Annotated in this window: 16 protein-coding genes; 10 read left to right on the forward strand and 6 right to left on the reverse strand. The window is 70.3% G+C overall.

The features are described from left to right. The first annotated feature begins 46 nt into the window (after window positions 1-46). Window positions 47-3,481 carry an ankyrin repeat domain-containing protein gene (locus tag ACVCMB_RS10510; RefSeq protein WP_447106873.1) on the forward strand — a complete coding sequence of 1,145 codons (3,435 nt, stop codon included), beginning with the start codon at window positions 47-49 and terminating at the stop codon, window positions 3,479-3,481. 13 nt (window positions 3,482-3,494) lie between these two features. Here the strand turns inward: ACVCMB_RS10510 and ACVCMB_RS10515 are convergent, their stop codons facing one another. From ACVCMB_RS10515 to bioD, 4 genes are all read right to left on the reverse strand, one after another. Continuing rightward, the gene (locus tag ACVCMB_RS10515) at window positions 3,495-5,321 is read right to left on the reverse strand and encodes a monovalent cation:proton antiporter-2 (CPA2) family protein (protein ID WP_395120398.1); all 1,827 of its coding nucleotides are present in this window, start codon (window positions 5,319-5,321) and stop codon (window positions 3,495-3,497) included. A 139-nt stretch (window positions 5,322-5,460) separates the two neighbouring features. Next, window positions 5,461-7,671 carry a peptidyl-dipeptidase Dcp gene (gene dcp, locus ACVCMB_RS10520; RefSeq protein ID WP_447106874.1) on the reverse strand — a complete coding sequence of 737 codons (2,211 nt, stop codon included), beginning with the start codon at window positions 7,669-7,671 and terminating at the stop codon, window positions 5,461-5,463. 126 nt (window positions 7,672-7,797) lie between these two features. Next, a complete protein-coding gene (locus ACVCMB_RS10525; protein WP_395120400.1) occupies window positions 7,798-8,145 on the reverse strand; it encodes a hypothetical protein in 348 nt (115 codons plus the stop codon). Window positions 8,146-8,208: 63 nt separating this feature from the next. Further along, window positions 8,209-8,901, reverse strand: a complete 693-nt coding sequence (gene bioD, locus ACVCMB_RS10530) for a dethiobiotin synthase (protein ID WP_447106875.1) — start codon at window positions 8,899-8,901, stop codon at window positions 8,209-8,211. A gap of 56 nt (window positions 8,902-8,957) precedes the next feature. Between bioD and ACVCMB_RS10535 the strand changes: the two genes are divergently transcribed. The 3 genes from ACVCMB_RS10535 to ACVCMB_RS10545 all read left to right on the forward strand — a co-directional run bounded on the left by ACVCMB_RS10535 (window position 8,958) and on the right by ACVCMB_RS10545 (window position 12,818). Beyond that, window positions 8,958-9,449 (forward strand): GAF domain-containing protein, encoded by a 492-nt coding sequence (locus ACVCMB_RS10535; protein ID WP_395120402.1) that lies wholly within the window; start codon window positions 8,958-8,960, stop codon window positions 9,447-9,449. Between the two features lie 181 nt (window positions 9,450-9,630). Further along, entirely contained in the window at window positions 9,631-10,104 is a 474-nt protein-coding gene (locus ACVCMB_RS10540) for a prepilin-type N-terminal cleavage/methylation domain-containing protein (protein WP_447106876.1), read from the forward strand. An 8-nt stretch (window positions 10,105-10,112) separates the two neighbouring features. Continuing rightward, window positions 10,113-12,818 (forward strand): putative bifunctional diguanylate cyclase/phosphodiesterase, encoded by a 2,706-nt coding sequence (locus ACVCMB_RS10545; protein ID WP_447106877.1) that lies wholly within the window; start codon window positions 10,113-10,115, stop codon window positions 12,816-12,818. Between the two features lie 35 nt (window positions 12,819-12,853). Here the strand turns inward: ACVCMB_RS10545 and yihA are convergent, their stop codons facing one another. Further along, window positions 12,854-13,504 carry a ribosome biogenesis GTP-binding protein YihA/YsxC gene (gene yihA, locus ACVCMB_RS10550; protein WP_447101480.1) on the reverse strand — a complete coding sequence of 217 codons (651 nt, stop codon included), beginning with the start codon at window positions 13,502-13,504 and terminating at the stop codon, window positions 12,854-12,856. A 112-nt stretch (window positions 13,505-13,616) separates the two neighbouring features. On the opposite strand from yihA, the gene ACVCMB_RS10555 reads away from it, so the two are divergent. From ACVCMB_RS10555 to ACVCMB_RS10575, 5 genes are all read left to right on the forward strand, one after another. Then, complete coding sequence (locus ACVCMB_RS10555; protein WP_395120406.1) at window positions 13,617-14,375, forward strand: c-type cytochrome; 759 nt, start codon at window positions 13,617-13,619, stop codon at window positions 14,373-14,375. Window positions 14,376-14,419: 44 nt separating this feature from the next. Continuing rightward, complete coding sequence (locus tag ACVCMB_RS10560; RefSeq protein ID WP_447106878.1) at window positions 14,420-15,304, forward strand: thiol:disulfide interchange protein DsbA/DsbL; 885 nt, start codon at window positions 14,420-14,422, stop codon at window positions 15,302-15,304. 33 nt (window positions 15,305-15,337) lie between these two features. Further along, window positions 15,338-15,988 (forward strand): thiol:disulfide interchange protein DsbA/DsbL, encoded by a 651-nt coding sequence (locus ACVCMB_RS10565; RefSeq protein ID WP_395120408.1) that lies wholly within the window; start codon window positions 15,338-15,340, stop codon window positions 15,986-15,988. 139 nt (window positions 15,989-16,127) lie between these two features. After that, the gene (locus tag ACVCMB_RS10570; protein ID WP_447106879.1) at window positions 16,128-16,940 is read left to right on the forward strand and encodes an endonuclease/exonuclease/phosphatase family protein; all 813 of its coding nucleotides are present in this window, start codon (window positions 16,128-16,130) and stop codon (window positions 16,938-16,940) included. Beyond that, complete coding sequence (locus ACVCMB_RS10575; protein ID WP_395120410.1) at window positions 16,937-17,353, forward strand: hypothetical protein; 417 nt, start codon at window positions 16,937-16,939, stop codon at window positions 17,351-17,353. The genes ACVCMB_RS10570 and ACVCMB_RS10575 overlap by 4 nt, the downstream gene beginning before the upstream one ends. On the opposite strand, the gene ACVCMB_RS10580 is transcribed toward ACVCMB_RS10575, so the two are convergent. After that, entirely contained in the window at window positions 17,255-18,862 is a 1,608-nt protein-coding gene (locus ACVCMB_RS10580) for a glycoside hydrolase family 17 protein (protein ID WP_447106880.1), read from the reverse strand. The genes ACVCMB_RS10575 and ACVCMB_RS10580 overlap by 99 nt on opposite strands. Window positions 18,863-18,990: 128 nt before the next feature. Between ACVCMB_RS10580 and ACVCMB_RS10585 the strand changes: the two genes are divergently transcribed. Then, window positions 18,991-21,027 carry a transglycosylase SLT domain-containing protein gene (locus ACVCMB_RS10585; protein WP_447106881.1) on the forward strand — a complete coding sequence of 679 codons (2,037 nt, stop codon included), beginning with the start codon at window positions 18,991-18,993 and terminating at the stop codon, window positions 21,025-21,027. Window positions 21,028-21,031 lie beyond the last annotated feature (4 nt).

The raw sequence follows: 21,031 nt of genomic DNA on the forward strand, positions 1-21,031 counted from the left end.
ACGCCTGGTTACCGCCTGCACGGTCCACGATTTCTATACTGCCGCCATGACCCAGACCAAATCCCGCCGTCGCCCTCCCTTCCTGCATGCGCTGGCCTGGTTCATTCCCGGCTTGCTGGCCGTGGCACTGGCCAGCTTGACCACCCATCCGCTGACCCTGATCCCGCTGCTGCTGGCCAACGCGCTGACCATGGCGGCCATTTGCCACGCGATCGGTTTCGATCCGGAACCGAGCTTCGCGCGCACCGTGCTGCGCCGCGGCGCCGCGCACCTGGTGATGTTTACCGGCTACACCGTGCTGGTATTCGTGCTGGTGGCCTGGCCGATGCTGCAACTGAGCCACAGCCCCAGCCTCAGCGCCGCCCTGCTGCTGGCCGCCGCGCTGGTGCTGGCGCTGGTCTCGCTGTGGCGACTGTGGCCGGCGTTCGGGCTGGTGTTCGTGTGGGACGACGCCTACCCGCCGCAACGCGACGGTTCATGGATCTTCACCGCCACCCTGCGCAGCATGGCGTTCGGTCGGCACCTGTCGCGCGAGGAGCGCTTCTTCACCCACTTCGTGCCGGCCGCGCTGTGCCTGCTCGCGCTGGCCTTCAGTGCGATCGCGCTGACCGGGCTGGTCGGCATGCTGCCGGAGGAAATGCGCCTGGCGGCGCTGGCGATCTATGCGCTGGTGATCTTGCCGCTGGCCTGCCTGGTGATCGCCAACCGCACCCTGCGCGCGTTGCTGTGCGAACGCCACCCGCCGCGCCGACGCGCCGACGCGAATCCGCTGACCGCTGAATTGCCGCGGCCGGTGCTGAGCGAACCGGAGCGCATCGCCGGCACACCCGAACAGGCGGCCGCCTTGCTCGCCGCCGCCCGCGCCGGCGACATCGAACGCGCGCTGGCGCTGCTGGAAGTGGGTGCTGCCTGCGACACTGTGCCGCCGCCCGGTGATCGCGACCAGCGCCCGGTGCTGATGCTGGCGGCGCTGCTGCCCGACACGCGGCTGCTGCGCGCGCTGATCGCCAGCGGCGCCGACGTCAATCGCGCCAGCGGCGGGCTCACCCCGCTGCTGGCGGCCACCCGCGACAGCTGGCACGGCCGCGCCGAAGCGGTGCTGATGCTGCTGGCCAACGGCGCCAGCCCGCTGGCCACCGATGCCGACGGCAACACCCCGCTGCACGGCGCCGTGCTCAGCGCCGACGCCGGCGTGGCGGCGATGCTGCTCGACGCAGCCGCGCCGATCGACGCGCTCAACCAGGCCGGCCTGAGCCCGCTGGCCACCGCCTGCCGTGCCGCCAACTGGCCGCTGGCGAAATTCCTGCTCGACCGCGGCGCCAAGCCGGCCCCGGCCGGCGGCGAACCGGCGCTGGTCGCCGCCGCCACCATCGCCGACGACGACCCCACCGGCGTTGCCCTGTTGCTCAAGCACCGCGCCGCCGTCAACGCACTCGACGCGCGCCAGCGGCACGCCTTGCTCGGCGCTGCCGCCGAAGGCCACGAGCGCATCGCCCGCGCACTGTGCGATGCCGGCGCCGACGTCAGGCTGGCCGACGAGCACGGCGTTACCGCGCTGATGGAAGCCGCGCGCGCCGGCGCCAGCGGCATCGTGCAGCGGCTGGCCGAGGCCAAGGCCAACGTGCTGGCCCGCGACCAGCACGGTCGCGACGCGCTGATCCTGGCCTGCCAGTCGCCGCATGCCGACGTCGCCACCGTCCGCGCCCTGCTCGAACTGGGTGCCGATGCCAAGGCCGCCGGCGGCGACGGCCGCAGCGCACTCGACCACGCCAGCGCCGCCGGGCGCTGGGATCTGGTCGCGCTGCTGGACCCGGACACCGCGCTGCCCGCCAACCTCAGCCACGATCTGCTGGACGAAGGCGCCGACACGCCGCAACACCTGCTCGACGCGCTGCGCTTCGGCCACTGGGCCACCGTCTCCGCCTTCGGCGAGCGGGTGCGCTCCTGGCCGCAAGCCGAACTGGCCCGGCTCTATCTGGAACTGGCCACGCCCGGGCTGGGCGCGGCGCGGCGCTGGCTGCTGGACCACGGCCTCGCCGCCGAGGCCCGGCTGGAGGCACCGCGCATCGACGAGCCCGACACCGGCGAAGCGCCTACCCAGGCACCGCTGGGACGGCGCCTGTTCGACGCCCTGCTCGAACGCCTGCCCGATGCCACCGAAGCGGTCGATGATCTGATGCAGGCCGGCGCCAGCCCCGCCGGTTGCGGCCTGCTGGCCGCGGCCCTGGTGGAGCTCGAGGGCGCAGCCCAGGCCGCCGCGCTGCCGCTTGGCCTGCTCGAGCGCGGCGCCGACCCGTTCGGCACGGACGCGAACCAGCGCACGCCGCTGCACCTGGCCACCCGCTACGCGCACGGCGACCTGTTGCAGGCACTGCTGGCGCGCGGCTGCGATCCCAACGCCCGCGACGGGGAGCAGCGCACGCCGCTGTTCGCCGCGCTGGAACATGGCGCCGCCGCGCTGCCGCTGGTGCGCAGCCTGATCGCCCACGGCGCCGACCCGGAAGCGGCCGACACCCACGGCGAGACGCCGCTGGGGCTCGCGCTGGAGCATCCCGCGCTGGAGCGCTGGCTGGACTGGCGCGACTGGCCGCTGCCGCAGCGACCGCTGCGCGGCACCGACCTGCCTGCCGCCGCCGCGGTCGGTGCGCTGGCCGCGGTGCAGCGCCTGCTGGAACTGGGCTTCGCCGTCGACACCCGCGACGAGCAGGGCGCCACCGCGCTGCTGCGTGCCTGCGGTGCCGGTCATCGTGACGTGGCCGCCTGCCTGCTCGACGCCGGTGCCGATCCCAGCCTTCCCGCGCACAGCGGCGTCACCGCCCTGGTCGCCGCGGTCAGCGCACGGCGCGAAGCGCTGGTGGCCCTGCTGCTGCAGCGCGAGGTGGCCGTCGACCAGCGCCTGCCGAACGACGCCACCGCGCTGATGGTGGCCGCCGCGCTGGGCTACCCGGACATCGCCGAACAACTGCTGGCCGCCGGCGCCGACGTCAAGGCGGTGGACAGCTCCGGCCGCAACGCATTGCACGCCGCCGCCCAGTTCGGCTTTGAACACAACGACAGCCTGCGCACCCGCCGCCTGTTCGACGGCCTGCTCAAGCACGGCGCCGAGATCAATCACGCCGATCGCGAAGGCAAGACGCCGCTGTTGCTGCTGCTGGGCGCGCAACTGCCGCCGGGCAGCGACGGCGACGCCACCCACCTGGGCGCGCTGGTACCGCCGCTGCTCGATGCCGGCGCGCACGTCGCGCATGCCGACCAGCGCGGCGTCACCGCGCTGCATGCCTGCGCCATGCACGCGCTGCTCGCCCCGGCCCGCGTGCTGCTCTCGCGTGGCGCCGACCGCCAGGCCACCGACGCCTTCGGCCGCACTGCCGCGGAAGTGGCTCGCCAACTCGGCTTCGTCGACATTGCCCACGAACTGAGCGCGCGCAGCAACCAGGCAATCCCCAGCGTGCGGCAGACGCTGCGGCAACCGGCGGAGTAGCCGCCGGCCGCGTCTATTCGGGACTGTCCGGCGTCACCGGCCCCTTCTCGCGCTGGCGCTCGGCAGTGCGCTCCGCGTCGGCCTCGAACAGCCGCTGCAGGTCGACCAGTGCATCGCGGGTGCTCTGCATCAGCTTGGTCTCGTCGTCGTAGACCAGCGCCTGCTTCTGCAGCAGGTCCTCGTCGTAGCGGCGGAAGCGCTCGACACGATCGACCGCCAGCTCGTGCGACAGGCCCAGTGCCTCCAGCGTCTTGCGGGTCATCTTGAGGCTGGAATGGAAGGTCTCGCGCACCGGATCGTCCACGCCCAGGTCGAGCAGGCGAAACACGTGCTGGCGGTTGCGCGCGCGAGCGACGATCTTCAGGTGCGGATACTGCCGCTTGACCAGGCGCGCGGTGCGCAGGTTCGCCTCCGGGTCGTCGGTGGCCAGCACGAAGACTTCCGCGGTGGCCGCGTGCGCCGCGCGCAGCAGTTCCGGCCGCGCCGGGTCGCCGAAGAACAGATTGATGCTGCCGAAACGGCGCGAGAAATCCACCTGGTCGGCGGAGTGCTCCAGCGCCACGAACGGAATGCCCTGCGCACGCAGCACGCGGGCGATGATCTGGCCGACGCGGCCGAAGCCGGCGATGATCACCCGCGGCGGCGCCGTATCGATGGTGTCGAACTCGCGCGACGGCTGGCGCGGGCGCAGGTCCAGCGCCTTCGCCGCCAACACCACCAGCAGCGGTGTCAGCGCCATGCTCAGGGCGATCACCAGCATCAGCAGGTCGCGTTGCGCGACGCTGAGCAGGCGTTGCTCGGTGGCCAGCCGCAACACCACGAAGGCGAACTCGCCGCCGGCGGCCAGCAGCACCAGCAGGCGCAGCGTGTCCGAGCGATTGAGCCCGCACAGCCAGCGTCCCAGCGGCCACAGCAAGACACTCTTCAGCGCCAGCAGCAGCGCCAGCAGGGTCAGCACCAGGCCGGGGCTATGCCACAGCAGCGACAGATCCATCGACATGCCGACGCTGATGAAGAACAGCCCCAGCAGCAATCCCTTGAACGGCTCGATGTTCGATTCCATCTCGTGCCGGTATTCGGAATCGGCCAGCAGCACGCCAGCCAGAAATGCGCCCAGGGTGGCCGACAGGCCCGCCAGTTCCATCAGCCATGCCACGCCCATCACCACCAGCAAGGCGGTGGCGGTGGACACCTCGACCGAGTCGGCCTTGGCCACGAAACGGAACACCGCGCGCAACAGGTAGCGGCCGCCGACCACCACCCCGACGATCACCCCGATCGTGCGCAGCACGCCGAGCAGGTCCACATGCGAAGCCGAGGACGCCGCCAGCAGCGGCAAGGCGGCGATCAGCGGAATCGCCACCAGGTCCTGGAACAACAGCACGGCGAACACGTGCCGCCCGTAGGCCGAACCCGCCTCCTTGCGCTCGGCGAGGATCTGCAGGCCGAACGCGGTGGACGACAGCGCCAGGCTGCCGCCAACGACAAAAGCCGCCTTGCCGTTGAGGCCGAACAGCCAGTACGCGACCAGGCCGATCGCCAGGCCACTGGCCAGCACCTGCGCGATGCCGGTGCCGAACACCGAGCGCCGCATCACCCACAGCCGCTGCGGCGACAGCTCCAATCCGATCACGAACAGCATCAGCACCACGCCGAACTCGGCGATGTTCGCCACGCCCGAGGTGTCGTGGATCAGCCCCAGCAGCTGCGGCCCGATCGCCACGCCGGCCAGCAGATAGCCGAGCACCGCGCCGAGGCGAAAGCGCTTGGTCAGCGGCACCGCGATCACCGTGGCGAGCAGGAACACCAGGGCCGTCTGCAGCAGATGATGGCTGTCCAAGCGTCGGCAACTCCGGTCGGGGATGTCCCGATTATTCCACGCCGCCATCTTCGCGCCGCATCGGCAACGGCGAATTGCATTCCGGAAAAGCGACAGGCCCGCCGAAGCGGGCCTGTCGGATGGCGTCGAGGCGCGTCGACTACTTCTTCGGCGCGTCCTTCAGGCCGCGGTTTTCCAGCATCGGCTCGATGCTCGGGTCCTGGCCGCGCCAGTCCCTGTACATCTTGGCCAGGTCCTCGGTGTTGCCGCGCGAGAGCACCATCTTGCGGAAGCGGTCGCCGTTGGCGCGGGTAAGGCCGCCGTTGTCCTTGAACCCGATGAAGGCGTCGTCGGCCAGCATCTGCGTCCACAGGTAGGCGTAGTAGCCGGCGGCGTAGCCGTTGCCCCAGATGTGCTGGAAGTAGCTGGAGCGGTAGCGCGGCGGCACGTAGCCCAGGTCCACGCCGTCCTTCTTCAGCGCGGCAGCCTCGAACTTGTCCGCGTCCTGCACCGGTGCGTCGGCGCCCAGCATGTGCCAGTTCATGTCGAGCATCGCCGCGGCGACCAGCTCGGTCATGTTGTAACCCATGTTGAACTTGCCGGCCTTCTTCATCTTGTCGACCAGCGCCTGCGGCATCGGCGCGCCGGTCTTGTAGTTCTTGGCGTAGTTGGCGAACACCTTGGGGTTGGTCGCCCAGTGCTCGTTGAACTGCGACGGGAACTCGACGAAGTCGCGCGCGGTGTTGGTGCCGGACAGAGTGGGGTATTGCTCGTCGGCGAGCATGCCGTGCAACGCGTGGCCGAACTCGTGGAACATGGTGATCACGTCATCGAACGACAGCAGCGCCGGCTGGCCCGCGGCCGGCTTGGTGAAGTTGGCGACGTTGTAGATCACCGGCTTGGTGTCCATCAGCTTCGACTGGCCGACGAAGTTGTCCATCCAGGCGCCGCCGCCCTTGTTGTCGCGCTTGAAGTAGTCGCAGTAGAACAGCGCCATCGACTTGCCGTCGGCGTCGAACACCTCGAACACGCGCACGTCCGGCTGGTACACCGGAATGTCCTTGCGCTCCTTGAAAGTCAGCCCGTAGAGCTGGTTGGCGGCGTAGAACACGCCGTTCTTGAGCACGTTGTCCAGCTCGAAGTAAGGCTTGATCTGGTTTTCGTCGAGGTCGTACTTCGCCTTGCGCACCTGCTCGGCGTAGTGGTTCCAGTCCCACGGCTGCAGCTTGAAGCCGGGCTGCCCGGCGGCCTTCTGGTCCTGGTCGATCTGCGCCTGGATGTCGGCGGCCTCGCGCGTGGCACGCGCCACCGCAGCCGGCGCCAGCTTCTGCATGAAGCCCATCGCGGTGGCCGGTGTCTTGGCCATCTGGTCCTCCAGCTTCCACGCGGCGTAGTTCGGATAGCCGAGCAATGCGGCCTCCTGCGCGCGCAATTGCGCCAGCCGCTCGATCGTCTTGCGGGTGTCGTTGGCGTCGTTCTGCTCGGCGCGGTTCCACGACGCCTCGAACAGCTGCTGGCGGGTGGCACGGTCGGTCAGATCCTGCAGCTCGGGCTGCTGGGTGGTGTTCTGCAGCGGCAATACGTACTTGCCGTCCTGCTTGCGATCCGCCGCGGCGCGACTGGCGGCGGCGATTTCCGCATCGCTCAGGCCGGCCAGCTTGCTCTTGTCGCCGATCACCGGCGCGGCGTCCTTGGTGGCCGCCAGCAGCTTGTTGGTGAACGCGGTGCTGAGGCTGGACTCCTCCTTGTTCATCGCCTTCAGCTTGGTCTTGTCGGCGTCGGACAGCTTGGCGCCGGCATGCACGAAGTTGTCGTAGACCACCTGGACCAGGCGCGCGGATTCCGGATCGAGCTTCAGCGTGTCGCGCTGGTCGTGGACCGCCGCGATGCGCTTGAACAACTTGTCGTTGAGATAGATCGCGTCCTGGTGGGCGGCCAGCCTGGGCGCCTCTTCCTCCTGCACTTTCTGCAGGGTCGGGTTGGTATTCGCCGCGGTGACGCCGTTGAAGACCGCCATCACGCGATCGAGCATCACGCCGGTTTTCTCCAGCGCCACGTAGGTGTTCTCGAACGTGGCCGGCTCGGGGTTGTCGGCGATCTTCTGCACCTCGGCCAGTTGCCGCTTCATGCCCTCCTCGATCGCCGGCTGGTAGTCGGCGTCGGTGATCTTGTCGAACGGCGGCGCCTGGAACGGCAGCGTGCTGGCCTGGAAGAACGGGTTGCTGGTCATGGCATCGGCCGGGGCGGTGGCGGAAGCGCTCGCTGTCGACGTGGGCGCAGGCGCGGGCGTGGCATCGGCGCCACCCGGCGATTGCGAGCAGGCGGCGAGGGCGATCGTGGTGGCAATCACGAGCAGGCGGAGTCGAAGCATCAGGTTCCCCAACGTTGGGCGTCCGCGGCGGGACGGGATGGAAATGCAGTCCCCGACTTTACCCATACGGCCGCCGCTTTCCAAACGTTCGCAGGAAACTGCGGACCGCGGATCAGCGAAGCGCCATCACGCCACGCGCAGGTCGCGCAGCTGCCAGCCGCCGCCGATCAGCAGGAACAGCCGATGGCGCAGCACGCTCATCGGCAGGTCGGTGGTCAGCTCCACGTCGGTGCGCAGGTCGGCGACTTTCGCCGTCACCTCGGCGGCCGGATCGGTGTTGCCGAGGCTGGCGTCCACCGCATCCGGATCGGGCTGCGCCGCGCGCCAGCGCTGGAACAGCTCATCGCTGCGCAAGGCGTGCTGCAGCGCGCCGGCGAAATCATTCGGGCCGGCACCGGCGTAGCTGAAACGCGGGTCCTCGCCGCGGGCGTGGCCGAGGTCGGCGATCGAGAGGTAGTAGCGGTTGCGGGGCATGGCCATTCCGGAAACGGGTCTGCGGCCATTCAAGCACGCACGCCGGTACCCCGGACGTGAAGGTCAGCCGAGCGCCGCCACGGCGGCGTGCAAGCGTCCGGCCGCCTGCGCCGGCGGCATGCCGTGCGGCAGCACGCCCAGGCACGGCGCCGGCAGCAGCTCGCCCAGCGTGGCCAGGTTCTCGGCTTGCGCTTCCATCGCCGGGTCGATGTGGTTGCCGATCCAGCCGATCAGGCGGCAGCCGTCGGCGACGATCGCGCGCGCGCTGAGCTGGGCGTGGTTGAGGCAGCCCAGGCGCAGGCCGACCACCAGGATCACCGGCAACTGCCATTGCCTGGCGATGTCCGAGGCGAACAGCTTGGGCGCCAGCGGCACCAGCCAGCCGCCGACGCCTTCGACCACCACGCGCTGGTGTTCGCTGCGCAGTTGTTCGAAGGCGGCGCGCATCGGCGCCAGCGTGACCTGCCGGTGCCCGCGCGCGGCCGCCAGATGCGGCGACAGCGGATCGCGCAACGCCACCGGGTTGATCCGCTCGTAGGCCAGCGCGGGATCGCTGCCTGCCGCCTGCAGGGCCAGCGCGTCGTCGTTGCGAAGGCCATCGGGCGTCGCCGCGCAACCGCTGGCCACCGGTTTCATGCCGCAACTGCGGTGACCGGCATCGCGCAGGGCGTGCAGCAAGGTGCAGGAAGCATGGGTCTTGCCGATGCCGGTGTCGGTGCCGGCGATGAATACCGCGGCGTGGCGGGAGTCTGTCATCGGGATGTCCGTGGCGAGGGCGCGCATAATACGCCTTTGCCGCCGGATGACTTCGCATGTTCGAGCTCGAGACCCCCACCTTCGCCAGCAAGCAGGAGCACTATGAGCACCTGGTGCAGCAGGCGCGCGGCCTGCTGCAGGGCGAGCCGGACCTGATCGCCAACGCGGCCAATTTCAGCGCGCTGGTCTACCACGGCCTGCCGCAATTGAACTGGGCCGGGTTCTACCTGTTCGACGGCACCGAGCTGGTGGTCGGCCCGTTCCAGGGCAAGCCGGCATGCATCCGCATCGCGCTCGGCCGTGGCGTCTGCGGCACCGCCGCGAGCGAGCGCCAGACCCAGCTGGTGCGCGACGTCAGCACGCACCCCAACCACATCTACTGCGACTCGGCCTCGCAATCGGAGATCGTGGTGCCGCTGGTTCGCCGCGATGGTTCGCTGCTCGGCGTGTGGGACGTCGACAGCCCGGTGACCGATCGCTTCGACGAGGACGACCGCGCCGGCATGGAAGCGCTGTGCGCGGTGTTCATGGATGTCGTCACGCCCTGATCGGTTCGCGATGACCCGGCGCGCGTGACCGCCCGCCGGGCGTGGTCGCGCGCCGCTTGCCCGCCCGTCGTCATGGCGCTCAAGCGCAATCCCCCCGTGCCGCTAACGATGAGGGGCCCGGCGATTTGCCGAATCCCGGCGTTGCCGCTCGGTGCGCCTCGCGAACACTCCACCCGTAGCCATGAACAAGAGACTGCCCACGCCAAGCGCCGGGTTCACGCTGGTCGAGATGATGATTGCAGTCATCATCATGGGGCTGCTCGTCGCCATGGCGCTGCCGGTCTATGCGCGGTACAGCAACCGCATCAAGGTCAATCAGGTCACGGCCTTCATGACCGCCACCTCGCTGGCGCTGGAGACTTACCACGCCCAGCTCGGAACCTATCCCGCCACGCTGGCCGAGATCGGCATCAGCGAGCCGGCGCTCGATCCGTGGGGCAACCCGTACCGGTATCTGCCGATCGACATCGACCCGCCGCCCAACAAGGGTCAGGTCCGCCGCGACAAGAACATGAACCCGATCAACACCGACTTCGACCTGTACAGCACCGGGCCGGACGGTCGCACGCAGACCCAGTTGATGGGGCGCTTCGCGCGCGACGACATCGTGCGCGCGGGCAACGGCAGCTACATCGGCACGGCCCAGGATTTCTAGGCGCGACGATGCGCATTTACCTGCCCGGCAAGGTCAGTCGACGCCTCACCCTGCAGTTTCTCCTGGCCGCACTGATCCCCATGAGCGGCATGGCCTGGTACGTCTACCACGAGGTCAGCGCGCTGCTGCTGGACTCGGCGTACCAGCAACTTCGGGCCGACAGCAAATCGTTCGGCATGAGCCTGATCGAGCTGCTCAACGCCCGCGCGAGCGACCTTCGAAAGCTTCCCGCCGAGCACATCGGCGACGCATCGGCGGCAGCGAAACTCGGTTTCAGCGCGACCTCGCTGCAGCCCTCGCGCGACTTGACGGCGCCACAGCAGGCCCGCCTGGCGCGCGGCAAGAGCATCCTGCGACTGGCCGCCGGCCACCCGGTGCAATTGCTGGTTCCGTCCGCGTCCCGCAGCCAAGTCCTGGTGGGCGAGATCGCGACCGCTCCGCTGTGGCGCAACGACTCCGCACCCGAGCGCTACTGCATCCTCGATGCCGACTACGTAGCCATGTTCTGCACGCCCGGCCTCGCCCCGCTGGACCGGCACATGCTGGAGTCGGCGCTCGGCAACGGCACCGGCGGCACCGTGCCATGGCATGCCTCGGGCGAGGACCTGCTGGTGGGGCTGTGGCGGCTCAAGTTTCTGCCCGCGCTCGACAGCCCGGGCTTCGTCGTCATGCAGGCCACCTCGCGAGCCGACGCGCTGCGCCGGCTGGAGGATTTCCGCCATCTGTTTCCGATCATCGTGCTGCTGGCGCTGGCCGTCGCCGCGGCGCTCGCCATGCGCCAGATCCGCCACCAGATGAAGCCGCTCGACCAGCTGACCGGACTCACCCGCCGCCTCGCGGCCGGCGACCTGACGGCGCGCCTGCAACTGGCCGGCAACGACGAGTTCGCCGAACTGGGGCGCACGTTCAACGACATGGCGATGAACCTGGAATCGCGGTTCCACATGCTCGCCCTGCTGAGCGACCTCGACCGCGCCATCATCAGCGCCTCGCGCATGGAGCATGTCGCCAGCGAGGTGCTCGGCCACATCCGCAAGGCCATCCCCAGCGACGGCGCCGGCCTGCTGGTGCGAGACGGCGAGGCGGGTTACTACCTGCTGACGCATGACCCCGCGCACGCGGGCGTTTGCCTGCGCACGGCAACCGTCAGGTTCGGGCTCGACGCGCTGAGCCACGCGCAACCGGCATGCATCCTGTCACCAGCGCATCTGCCGGAGGAGTTCCTGCGACGGCTCGGCTCTGCGCTGCCCGCGCACCTGCTTGCGTTCCCGGTCCGCCATGACGACCACCTGCATCAGGTGCTGCTGCTGGCATACCTGGGCTTGCCCGAGCAGATCGACACCGCCGTCCGGGGTGGCCGGGCACTTGCCGACCGCATCGGCATCGCGCTGTCCAGCCTGGCGCAGGAGGAAAGACTCCATCACCAGGCCCATTACGATGCACTGACCGACCTGCCGAACCGGGTGCTGCTGCGCGAGCGCTGCGAACAGGCCATCGAGCGGGCGCAACGCGAGCAGACCGCCGCCGCGCTGATCCTGATCGACCTGGACAACTTCAAGCAGGTCAACGACACGCTCGGCCACGCCAGTGGTGACCAGCTCCTGCTCCAGTGTGCGACGAGCCTCCAGCAGCAGTTGCATCCGGACGACGTGCTGGCCCGCCTGGGCGGCGACGAGTTCGTCGTGCTGGTGCAGGATCTGGTGCGCGGCGAGGAACACGCGACGCTCGACCGCCGGCTGCGTGACTTGCGCGCCGCCCTGGCCGAACCGATCACCGTGAGCGAACACCAGATCAACACGCCCGCCAGCATGGGGATCGCGTTGTACCCGGCGAACGCCAGCCAGTTCGATGAACTGCTGCAGATGGCGGACGCCGCCATGTACAAGTCCAAGCGCGGACAGCCGGGCGGCTTCCAGTTTTACTCGAGCGAGTTCACCCGCACCTCGAAAATCCATTTCGACCTGACCCAGGAACTGCGCAAGGCGGTCGAGAGAAGCGAACTGGTGCTGCACTACCAACCGAAGATCGACGCCCGCACGCGCCGGGTCGTCGGCGCCGAAGCGCTGGTCCGCTGGCTGTCGCCCACGCGCGGCCTGGTCCTGCCGGCCACCTTCGTGCACCTGCTCGATGAAATGGGCCTGGGCGCATGGCTGGGCGAGTGGGTGCTCGATCGGGCCTGCGCGCAGATGCGGCAATGGCAGGACGACAACCTGGCGGCGATCCCGGTCTCGATCAACATGTCGCCGGTGCAATTCGAACGGACGTCCGTCGTGGAGCGGGTGCAGGCCGCCCTGGGGCGCTACCGGCTCGACGTCGACCGGCTGGAGATCGAGATACTGGAGGCGACCGCCGTCAACGACTCGCACAAGGTGCGGGAATCCCTCGTGGCATTGCGCGCCGCGGGCATCGGTGTCGCGCTCGACGATTTCGGCACCGGCTACTCCTCACTGGTCTACCTGACCCGCATCCCGGCCAACGTGCTCAAACTCGACCAGGCCTTCATCCGCGGGCTTTCCGGCGATCCGCGCCAGCAGGAAATCGTCAGGCACATCATCGCGCTGGCCAAGACGCTGGCTTACAGCGTGGTGGCGGAAGGCGTCGAGGAAGAAACCCAGCTCGCGCTGCTCGTCGCCATGGGCTGCGACTACATCCAGGGCTACCTGATCGGTCGCCCGCTGCCACCGGACGAATTCGCCGAGCGCTGGCTGCGCTGACGGCGGCCCCTGCGGGAGCGCCGGCGCGCCGCAGGTCAGGTCGCCGCGCGCGGCTGTCGCAGCAGGTTCGCCACCGCCTCGCGCGCTTCGTCCACGCCGGTGCCGGCGGAGGAGGAAAACACCTGCGCGCTGGCGTGCAGCCCCTCGGCGGCAAATTGCTTGCGCAGGGCGGCCAGCGCCTGCGTGCCGGCACCCCGCGAGAGCTTGTCGGCCTTGGTCAGCAGCACGTGGCAGGGCAGGCCGGTGTCGGCGCAGAACTGCAGCATCAGGCGGTCGAACTCCTTCAGCGGATGGCGGATGTCGACGATCAGCACCAGGCCGCGCAGGCTGCGGCGACGGTGCAGGTAGGCGTCGATCTCCTGCTTCCAGTGTTCGCGCATGTCCAGCGGCACCTTGGCGTAGCCGTAGCCGGGCAGGTCGACCAGGCGCCGGTCGGCGCCGGCTTCCACCGGCGCCGCGGCGGCCTCGCGCGGCGACGGCAGGCTGAAGGCGACCATCTGCTGGGTGCGCCCGGGCGTCTTGGACGTGCGCGCCAGACCCTTGTGATTGGTCAGCGCATTGAGCGCGCTGGACTTGCCGGCGTTGGAGCGGCCGGCGAACGCCACCTCGGCGCCCTCGTCGGCGGGCAACTGGCTGAGGCGGTGCGCGGCGAGCATGAACTGCGCGCCCTGGAGGGGATTCGGCATGGGAGCGGTTTGACCAAGGTAGGATGGCACGGGATAATTCTGCGGTTTCTGCCCACCGCTTCGTTCCGGTGCGCCGTCGGCAGTGTTCGCAAGTCTCTCGGGAGTCAAGTGTATGAGTTTTCGCTCCGCTGGTTTTCGGCCCGCCGCGTTCGGGTCCGCCCTGGCTCTCGCGCTGGCGCTCTCCACTACGGCCGTGATGGCCCAGGAGGCGCCGGCTCCCGCCGCCGCCGCGAGCGCCGCGGCGCCGGCAGCAGCGCCGGCCAGCGTGGCCGAAGCGGCGGTCAAGCCGGGCGACGCCGCCGCCGGCCAGGCCAAGGCCGCGGTCTGCGGCGCCTGCCACGGCATGGACGGCAACTCCGCCGATGCGCAGTACCCCAAACTGGCCGGGCAGAGCGAGCAGTACATCGTGCGCCAGCTGACCGATTTCAAATCCGGCCAGCGCCAGAACCCGATCATGCTGGGCATGGCCACGCCGCTGTCGGTGCAGGACATGCACGACCTCGGCGCCTATTTCGCCAGCCAGAGCTCGCGCCCCGGCGTGGCCGACCAGGCGCTGGTCGAGCAGGGTGAAACGTTGTTCCGCCAGGGTGACAGCACGCGCGGCATCCCGGCCTGCATGGCCTGCCACAGCATCGACGGCCGCGGCAACCCCGGCGCGATGTATCCGCAGCTGGCCGGCCAGCATGCGCAGTACGTGGAGGCCACGCTGAAGGCATGGCACGACGGCGCCAGCTGGGGCACCGATACCCGCTCGCAGATCATGCCCGCGATCGCCGCCAAGCTGGACGCCAGGGACATCGCCGCGCTGGCCAGCTACATCGAAGGCCTGCACCCCGCCGAGAGCAAGCCTGCGGCGGCCGCCACGCCCTGACCGCCCGCGCGGCGCGTCTCCCGTTTCACCGATTCGAGGTGGTCATGTTCAAGCGTCTTCCGATCCTGTGCGCCGCCCTGCTCGCGCTTGCCGCCTGCAGCCATGACAAGGGCGAACCGGCCGCCACGCCGGCCCCCGCCAGCACGGCAGCCGCGACCTCGGTGACGCCGGCCGCCCCGGCCAGCACGCCGGCGCCCGCCAGCACGGCAGCCGCCGCCACGGCCACGCCCGCCGGCGACGACAACAGCGCGCCCGCGCCCGCCGAAAGCACCGCGACCGCCGCCGCCCCGGCCGTGCCTTTCGTCGACAACGGCAAGTGGGTCGAGGGCAAGAACTACTTCCTGATCGACCCGCCGCAGCCGACCAGCCACCCCGGCAAGGTCGAGGTGACCGAGGTGTTCTCCTTCGGCTGTCCGGCCTGCAACGCGTTCCACACCACCGCCGACCAGATCCGCAAGAGCCTGCCCGCCGGCGCGGTGATGAATTACCTGCCCGCGGCGTTCCGCCCGGACGAGAACTGGGTGGTCTACCAGCGCGCGTACTACGCCGCGCAGGCGCTGGGCCTGGCCGAGAAGAGCTACGACGCGATGTTCGACGGCACGTTCAAGACCGGCGAAATTTCCACCTACGACCTCAAGGGCAGCGGGCTGAAGCCGAAGGAGGCCTGGCCCACGATCGAGGACATCGCGCAGTTCTACGCGCAGAAATTCGGTGCGGACCCGAAGGAATTCGTCGCCGTCGCCAACTCGTTCTCGGTCAACACCAAGATGAAGCGCGCCGACGACCTGATCAAGGCGTACGGCATCGACGGCACGCCTTCGATGGTCGTCAACGGCAAGTACCGCTACGGACCGAGCACGGCCGGCGGCTATGCGCAGACGATCGAGCTGACCCAGTGGCTGGTCGCCAAGGAACAGGCCGGCAAGTAGGCCGCCGGCGCCATCCGCGTGGAGAACGACCCGATGTTCAAGCGATACGCCCGCCTGCCCGTCCTGGCCTTGCTCGCCAGCCTGCTGCTGGCCAGCGCCTGCACCGCGCAGCCCAGCGACCCGGCGCCGTACACGGAAGGCACCGATTACGTCACCCTGCCCGCCCCGCACCAGCGCTACGGCAGCGAGGGCAAGGTCGAGCTGGTCGAGGTGTTCTCCTACGGCTGCATCCACTGCGCGGAGTTCGCGCCGGATGCCGAGAAGCTGCGCAAGGAGCTGCCGGCCGGGGTCGAGTTCAAGCTGCTGCCGGCGCCGTTCAACCAGCAATGGGTGCCGTTCGCGCGGGCCTATTACGCGGCCAAGCAGCTGGGCGTGGTCGAGCGCACCCACCTGCAGCTGTTCGTGGCCAAGTTCGGCGAGCATTACCCGATCAACTCGATGGACGAGCTGGCCGATTTCTACGCCCGCGAAGGGGTCAACCGCGACGAGTTCATGCGCATCGCGATGGCGCCGGAAACCACCGAGAAGATGAAGCGCGACCTCGACCTGCTGCGCACCTGGCAAGTCGACGGCACGCCGACCCTGGTGGTCGACGGCAAGTACGTCGTTGCCACGGTGCGCTCGCACGAGCACATGCTGGCGGTGGCGCTGTGGCTGGCCAAGCGCGAACTGGCCGGCAAGTAGCTCCCGCCAGGCGGCCCTGCGCGGCGGCGGATCGCGCCGCCATCGTCGCGTTCACGCGGCGGCGCGCATGCTGCAGCTCAGGCGGGTGGCCAGGCCGGCTGCTGAAGGCATCCGCTCCCCTCTTCTGCCGCGTGCTGCCATGAACCGTGCCGCCACCCCTGCCACCGCACCTGCCGAGCGTCGCCTGCGCCTGCTCAGCTGCAACATCCTGGCCGGCGCCAGCGTGGCGCATTACCGCGACTACCTGACCCGCAGCCTCAACGCGGTGCTGCCCGGGCGCAGCAAGATGGACAACCTCGACCGCTTGGCCGAGGTGCTGGCCGGCTTCGACGTGATCGGCCTGCAGGAAGCCGACGCCGGCAGCCTGCGCTCGGGCTTCCTCAACCAGACCCGTTACCTCGCCGAGACCTCCGGCCTGCCGTTCTGGAGCCACCAGCCCAACCGGCCGGTGGCGCGGCTGGCGCATTCGGCCAACGGCCTGATCAGCCGGCTCGAACCGACCTCGGTGATGGACTACCCGCTGCCCAGCCGCATCCCCGGCCGCGGCGCGCTGCTGGCGCAGTTCGGCGAAGGCGAGGACGCGCTGGCGGTGATGATTGCCCATCTTTCGCTGAGCGCCCCGGCGCGCGCACGCCAGCTCGGTTTCATCGCCGAGCTGCTGCAGGATTTCCGCCACGCCGTGCTGATGGGCGACCTCAACACCGAACCGGGCAGCGCGGAGATGCGCCAGCTGTTCAACAAAAGCAGCCTGCAGCCACCGGCGCAGCCCACGCCCACCTTTCCCAGCTGGAAGCCGCGGCGGGCGCTGGACCACATCCTCACCTCCGAGGCGATCCAGCTGGAGAAAACCTGGACGCTGCCGCAGGCGTTCTCCGACCACCTGCCGGTGGCCGCGGAAATCCGCCTGCCCGCCGGCGTCGGCGGCCGCAGCGCGAAGCGGAAGCACCGATGACCTCGCTGCCGTGGCGCGCGGCGGCATGGTGGCTGGCGCTGCTGGCAGTGGGCCTGGGCGCCACCGCGCTGCGCTTCGGGCTGATCGAATCCAGCGCGATCGGGCAGCTCTGCGGCAGCGGCCACGGCCCCGCGTGGTGCACGCTGCGCACGTGGCTGGTGCTCGGCTTCCTGCATCACGTCTACGGCACGCTCGCGCTCATCGCGCTGCTGCCGGCGTGGTTGTTGCGGCGCCTGTCGCTGGCCTGGCTGGCCGCGGCGCTGGGCGTGTTCGCCATGCAGTTGTACGGCGCCGAGGCCGGCGCGCTGGCCTTGCTACTGGGCAGCCTGCGCCTGCTGCGCCTGCAGGCGGACGCCCGCGCGCCACGCATGCCAGACCGGCCAGGCAAGCAGCAGGTTCAGCACCAGCCATGACCACGCGGTCGGGTTGAGCCCGGCCTCCTGCGCGACCACGACCACGCCCAGCAGCGGCAGGCACGCGGCAAGGAAGCGCTGTTCCAGCGTGGGCCGCGCCCGCTCGCTCGCGCGGGACAGCCACCCCGCCAGCGCATGACCCACGCACGGCAGCGCGAACAGGCCCAGCGGAAAATCGCGATAGCGCCCGTCGAACACCAGCAGCAGGCCGTAATACGCCAGCGCGAACAGCCACAGCGTGCGCCAGCCGCCGGGGCCACCCGGCCGCGGCGTGCCGGCCAGTCGCCAGGCAATCCAGCGCGCCAGCCGCAGCGCGGTGAACACGGCCAGCACGCAGGCGGCCAGCGAGATCGTCCACTCCCACGGGTTGCGGCAGGCAAACCACATCTGCCGGCACTGCCAGGCGACGGCGCCGCCGCTGGCCACACCGGCCAGGCCCAGCGCCAGCCGTTCGCGCCAGCCGTTCCGGCGACGTCGCCATGCGCCGGCCAGCGCGAAGATCACGCCACCGAGCGCCGCGGCCAGCCAGCCCAGCCACCAGCGCGCCATCTCGACCACCGGCCCGGTCATCGCGAATTTCGGCTGCGCCTGCGCGTCGAAAATGCCCCAGTAGCCGCCCACCGTGCCTTCCTGCGTGCGCTTCCACGGCTGGTCGAACGCCTCGATCACGTTGTACGGCAGGCCGGTTTCCTCCGCGTAGCGCAGGAAGTCGCGCAGGTAGCGCGCCTCGTCCACCACGCTGGCGCTGGCCGCCTGGCGCGGGCGACCGGCACTGGGCCAGCCGGTCTCGCCGATCATCACGCGCCGCCCCGGAAACGCCGCGCCCACCTTCGCGTACACCGCCGCCACGTGCTGCACCGCCCGCTCCGGCGGCACCGGCTGATCTTCCCAGTACGGCAGGATGTGGATGGTGAGGTAATCCACGGAGGCAGCCAGCTCGGGATGGCGCAACCAGAACTCCCACACGTCGGCATAGGTCACCGGCTCGGGCACCGCCTCGCGCACACGCGCCAAATCGGCCGCCAGCTGCGCCGACGACAGCTCGCCGCGCAGCAGCACCTCGTTGCCGACGATCACCGCACGCACCACGTCCGGGTAGGCGCGCGCCGTGGCGATGCCGAGGCGGATCTGTTCGGCATTGGCCTCGGGATCATGTCCCAGCCAGATGCCCAGCAGCACCTTCATGCCATAGCGCCGGGCGATCCGCGGTACCGCGCTGAGGCCCTGCCCCTGCGAGTAGGTGCGCACGCAATCGAAGCGCTGCGACAGCGCGCGCAAGTCCGCGTCGACGCGCTCGGCGCTGACGAAGGCCGAGGCATCCAGCGGCGACTCGCCCGCCAGCCGGAACGGTGCATACGACACGCAGGCGATGCGCGAGGTGGGCGCATCGGGCAACGCCACCGGCCGGCCGATCGCCCACCAGCCGTACAGCGATGCCAGGGCTGCCAGCAGCAAGGCCAGCCACGCCAGAGGCTCCCGACGGACAACAGGCGCAGCTTCGGATGACATGCGGCAAACCGTGGATGGCGACGAATCAGCGTGCCAGCTTAGCAGGGCGCGCCATGTGTTCACCCGGTCCACACAAGCGGCCGCGGGCGTTCCACTACACTGCGGGCAGATCGAATCGCGGAGTACGCATGCCTGCTTTCACCTCTCCCCGGCTGGCACGCGCGGGCGGCCTGCTGCTGGCCGGTGCCTGCCTGTTCATCGGCCTTGCGCAGGCCGCCGAGCCGACGCCGGCGCAACGCGCCACGTTCAAGCAGGCCTATGCGGCGGCCCAGCAGGGCGACGACTGGCGCGCCCTCGCCGGCACGCTGCACGACTACCCGCTGTATCCCTACCTGCAGGCGGCGGCGCTGGAGCACGACATCCGCACCGTCGACCGCGCCACCGTCGAGGCCTACCTCGCGCAGTATCCGGACTGGCTGCCCGCCGCCGACCTGCGCCGCAGCTTCCTGCGCGAGCTGGCGCGGCGGCAGGATTGGAGCGGTTTTCTCGCCCTGTACCAGGCGGGCCTTGGCGACACGTTGAGCTGCGACGCGCTGCAGGCCAGGCTCGCGCAAGGTGCCACGCTGGATTTCGATCGCGATCTCGCCGCGCTGTGGTCGCAGCCGAACCTGCCCGACGCCTGCGACCCGGTGCTCGATGCCGCGCAGCGCCAGGGCCTGCTCACCGCCGCAAGGTTGTGGACGCGCATCGACCGCGCCGCCGACGCCGGGCAGGCCGGCACCATCGCCAGCCTGGCGAGCTGGTTGCCCGCCGCCCAGCAGGCCGACGCGCAGCAGCTGGCGCTGGCCTTGCGCGACCCGGCCGCGGCGCTGGCCAAGGCCCTGCAGTGGAGCGACACGCCGCGCGCGCGGCAGGCCGCGACGCTGGCGCTGGTGCGACAGGCGCGGCGCGACGTGGGCCGCGCCGACGACGCGTGGCGGCAGTTGCAGCCGCGTTTGACGTTCGACACCGCGCAGCGCAACGACATCCTGCGCGCGCTGGCGCTGTTCCACGCCACCGACTTCGACGACGACGCGCTCGCCCGTCTCGTCGCGCTGCCCGCCGCCGCGCAGGACGACAGCACCCGCGAATGGCGCGCGCGAGTGGCGCTGGCGCGGATGAACTGGCCGGCCGTGTTGGCGGCGATCGCGGCGATGCCGCCGTCGTTGCAGCAGGGCGATGAATGGCGGTACTTCCGCGCCCGTGCGCTCGCCGCCACCGGCGACGCCGCAGCCGCGCAACGGCAATACGCCGCGCTGGCCGGACAGGCCACCTACTTCGGCTTCCTCGCCGCCGACCGCCTGCATCAGGACTACGCCATCTGTCCGCTGAGCCTGGCCGACGATCCGCAGCGCGAGCAGCAGTTGCTGGCCCGCCCCGCCCTGCAGCGCGCGTTCGAATTGTTCGCGGTGGACCTGCCGCGACTGGCCCGGCGCGAATGGAACCGCGCGCTGCAAGGCACCGACGCGGCCACCCAGCGCCTCGCCGCCGACCTGGCCAACCGGCGTGGCTGGTACGACCGCGCGGTGTTCACGCTCAGCAGCGGCGACGCGCTGCGCCTGTACGACCTGCGTTTCCCGCTGGCCAGCCAGGACGGCCTGGTGCCGCAGGCCGAGCAGGCCGGCATCTATCCGGCGTGGGCGTACGCGATCCTGCGCGCCGAGAGCGCGTGGATGAGCGACGCGCGTTCCGGCGCCGACGCCCGCGGCCTGATGCAGCTGCTGCCGGCCACGGGCGCGCTGGTGGCGCGTGCCGCCGGCCTGCCATGGGACGGCGCTGCCAGCCTGTACGACCCGGTGGTGAACATCGCGCTGGGCACGCGCTACCTGGCGCAGATGGCGCAGCGTTTCGACGGCTCGACCTGGCTCGCCAGCGCGGCCTACAACGCCGGGCCGAACCGCGTCGACGTGTGGCTGGCCGAACGCGGCACGCTGGCGCCGGACCTGTTCGTCGCCACCATCCCGTACAAGGAAACCCGCGAATACGTGGCCCGCGTGATGGCCTTCAGCGTGATCTACGACTGGCGCCTCAACAAGGCGGTGGTGCCACTGGCGCGGCGCATGGGCGCGATCGGCCAGCCGCTCGCAACCCCGGGCCCGGGCACCCCGCGTCGCGTGGTGCAGTGCCCGGCGGAGGCGCCGGCCGGCAGCGCTTCGACGTCGGCGCCGGTGTCGAGCACACGCTGATCGC

The sequence above is a fragment of the Rhodanobacter sp. UC4443_H10 genome (assembly GCF_052978325.1).

Excerpts from the sequence above, each read along its gene's own strand:
- ACVCMB_RS10585 (WP_447106881.1), top strand. The coding sequence starts at position 18,991 with ATGCCTGCTTTCACCTCTCCCCGGCTGGCACGCGCGGGCGGCCTGCTG.
- ACVCMB_RS10580 (WP_447106880.1), bottom strand. The coding sequence starts at position 18,862 with ATGTCATCCGAAGCTGCGCCTGTTGTCCGTCGGGAGCCTCTGGCGTGG.
- ACVCMB_RS10535 (WP_395120402.1), top strand. The coding sequence starts at position 8,958 with ATGTTCGAGCTCGAGACCCCCACCTTCGCCAGCAAGCAGGAGCACTAT.
- ACVCMB_RS10555 (WP_395120406.1), top strand. The coding sequence starts at position 13,617 with ATGAGTTTTCGCTCCGCTGGTTTTCGGCCCGCCGCGTTCGGGTCCGCC.
- dcp (WP_447106874.1), bottom strand. The coding sequence starts at position 7,671 with ATGCTTCGACTCCGCCTGCTCGTGATTGCCACCACGATCGCCCTCGCC.
- yihA (WP_447101480.1), bottom strand. The coding sequence starts at position 13,504 with ATGCCGAATCCCCTCCAGGGCGCGCAGTTCATGCTCGCCGCGCACCGC.
- ACVCMB_RS10575 (WP_395120410.1), top strand. The coding sequence starts at position 16,937 with ATGACCTCGCTGCCGTGGCGCGCGGCGGCATGGTGGCTGGCGCTGCTG.
- ACVCMB_RS10560 (WP_447106878.1), top strand. The coding sequence starts at position 14,420 with ATGTTCAAGCGTCTTCCGATCCTGTGCGCCGCCCTGCTCGCGCTTGCC.
- ACVCMB_RS10540 (WP_447106876.1), top strand. The coding sequence starts at position 9,631 with ATGAACAAGAGACTGCCCACGCCAAGCGCCGGGTTCACGCTGGTCGAG.
- ACVCMB_RS10545 (WP_447106877.1), top strand. The coding sequence starts at position 10,113 with ATGCGCATTTACCTGCCCGGCAAGGTCAGTCGACGCCTCACCCTGCAG.
- ACVCMB_RS10525 (WP_395120400.1), bottom strand. The coding sequence starts at position 8,145 with ATGCCCCGCAACCGCTACTACCTCTCGATCGCCGACCTCGGCCACGCC.
- ACVCMB_RS10570 (WP_447106879.1), top strand. The coding sequence starts at position 16,128 with ATGAACCGTGCCGCCACCCCTGCCACCGCACCTGCCGAGCGTCGCCTG.
- ACVCMB_RS10565 (WP_395120408.1), top strand. The coding sequence starts at position 15,338 with ATGTTCAAGCGATACGCCCGCCTGCCCGTCCTGGCCTTGCTCGCCAGC.
- ACVCMB_RS10510 (WP_447106873.1), top strand. The coding sequence starts at position 47 with ATGACCCAGACCAAATCCCGCCGTCGCCCTCCCTTCCTGCATGCGCTG.
- bioD (WP_447106875.1), bottom strand. The coding sequence starts at position 8,901 with ATGACAGACTCCCGCCACGCCGCGGTATTCATCGCCGGCACCGACACC.